Annotated in this window: 2 protein-coding genes and 1 pseudogene; 2 read left to right on the top strand and 1 reads right to left on the bottom strand. The window is 67.4% G+C overall.

Annotated elements, in window-relative coordinates; genetic code table 11:
• Positions 1-287 (top strand): annotated as a pseudogene (locus B1964_RS17045) (hypothetical protein); the annotation flags it as partial.
• Between the two features lie 8 nt (positions 288-295).
• Here B1964_RS17045 and B1964_RS17040 read toward each other — a convergent pair.
• Entirely contained in the window at positions 296-1,375 is a 1,080-nt protein-coding gene (locus B1964_RS17040; RefSeq protein ID WP_079930607.1) for a 2,3-butanediol dehydrogenase, read from the bottom strand.
• 145 nt (positions 1,376-1,520) lie between these two features.
• Between B1964_RS17040 and B1964_RS17035 the strand changes: the two genes are divergently transcribed.
• A partial coding sequence (locus B1964_RS17035; RefSeq protein ID WP_216354259.1) for a wax ester/triacylglycerol synthase family O-acyltransferase occupies positions 1,521-2,081 on the top strand: 561 nt, incomplete at its 3' end.

Here is a 2,081-nt window from a genome sequence, read left to right as displayed (position 1 = left end):
CCCCGCAGCTCTACGAACACATCGTCACCCTGCTGCGCCCCGACATCGCCCGGCCCGAGAACCGCGCCGTGGGCGTGAGCGCCCGCATCCGACGAATCCACATCCAGATGTGTGATCCGTCGACGGCGGAGATCTTCGGCAGTTTCGAGCGGGGTCGCCGGGTTCGCGCTTTCGCCGGACGCATCGAACGCGTCCCGGTCCGGGTGCGCCAGGCCGGCCGGGTCCGATCCAGCCTTCCGGTTCGGGTCGAATACCGGTGGCGGCTGGCGACGTTGGAGATGAGCTGAGCCGGCGCTCAGCGCACGCCCGCACCGGACGGCGACACCAGGATCTTCACCGCGGTTTCGTTGTGGTGCAACAACGTGTCGAAGCCCTCGTCGAGAAGCTGGTCGAGTCCGATGCGCCCGGTGATGAAGGGTGCGAGATCGACCTTGCCCTCCTCGACGAGCCGGATGGTCGCCGGATGACTGTTGACATAGGCGATGGTGCCGCGCATGTCGATCTCCTTGAGCACCAGCTTCTGCATGTCGAGCGTTCCGGGGTGACCCCAGATCGACACCACCACAAGGACTCCCGTCGGCTTGAGTGCATCGAAGAGGGTGTCGAGGGCAGGTTGCACCGAGGTGCATTCGAATCCGACGTCGGCGCCGCGACCGTCGGTGAGGTCGCGGACGACCTGCACCACGTCCTGCGTCGACGGGTCGACGATGTGGTCACCGACGCCGGTGTCACGTGCCTTCTCCCGGCGCAGCCGACTCGGTTCGCTGACGATCGTGGTGATGCCTTCGGCCTTGCACACCGCTGCGGTGAGCAGACCGATCGGGCCGGCTCCGGTGATCAACGCGACGTCCCCGGCGCCGGCGCCACTGCGTTGCACCGCATGGAAACCCACCGACAGGGGTTCGATCAACGCCGCCTGGTCGAGGGGAATGTCCTTGGACACCTTGTGGACCCAGCGTCGCTCGACGACGATCTTCTCGCCGAGCCCACCGCCGCGACCACCGAGCCCGATGAAATTCATGTCGGCCGAGAGGTGATAGTTGTGGCTGTTCGGGCCGGTGTCGACGCCGTCGGCGATGATGTAGGGCTCCACGACGACGTGATCGCCCGGCGCGAGATCCTCGACACCGTCGCCGACCGCCGAGACCACGCCCGACATCTCGTGTCCCAGCGTGATCGGCGCGCTCTCGCCGCTGATCGGCTGCGGATGCCCCGACGGCGGGATGAAGATGGGCCCGTCGGCGTACTCGTGCAGGTCGGTGCCGCAGATCCCACACCACGCCACGTCGATGGCGACCGTTCCGGGCTCGACGGTGGGCTCGTCGATGTCCTCGATCCGGATGTCCCCGCGGTCGTAATAGCGTGCTGCGCGCATCATCAACTCCGTTCTTCTCCGGTGCCGGCGCACCGTCGTGGTCGTCGGTTCCTCGCCGGGCACTCTGGCATCGAGTGAAGAACCGAGCGCCCGGGTCGGGCAACAGTTGCCGAGGGGTTGCACCCGAGGCCTTACGATCGTCGATGTGGCCAATCGGTTGTCCCCGCGCGAGGCGATGTACTACTTCCTGGATCCGGCGGGCGCGACCAGCCATCTGGGGGCGCTGCTGATCTTCGACGATGCCGGCCCGCCCGCCGGGGCCGCACCCGACGGGGCCCAGCACGTCCTCGACTATCCCTCGCTGGTGTCGTTGGTGGAGAACCGGTTACAGCTCGCGCCGCGCTACCGGCAGATCGTCCTGCCGGTGACGATGGGTCTGGCGCGGCCGGTGTGGGTCGACGATCACGACTTCGACATCAACTTCCACATCCGCCGCTCCGGGCTGCCCCGCCCGGGCACCCTGGCCGAGCTCGGCGATCTGATCGCGCGCGTGATGTCGCGCCCGCTGGATCGGTCCCGGCCGCTGTGGGAGATGTATCTGATCGAGGGGCTCGAGGGCAACGGATATGCGGTGCTCACCAAGAGCCATCGGTGTCTGGTCGACGACTTCGCCGGACCCGAGATCAGTCAGGTGATCACCGACGAGACCGCCGACGTCGTCCAGTACGAGCCCGACCTGTGGATGCCCGGACACCCACCTGGTGCG

The organism is Gordonia sp. i37 (assembly GCF_002043085.1).
Taxonomy (GTDB): domain Bacteria; phylum Actinomycetota; class Actinomycetes; order Mycobacteriales; family Mycobacteriaceae; genus Gordonia; species Gordonia polyisoprenivorans.
This window is presented reverse-complemented; position numbering and strand designations above follow the sequence as displayed.

Bases quoted from the DNA above. Each gene is read 5' to 3' on its own strand.
- B1964_RS17040 (WP_079930607.1), bottom strand. From the start codon at position 1,375: ATGCGCGCAGCACGCTATTACGACCGCGGGGACATCCGGATCGAGGAC.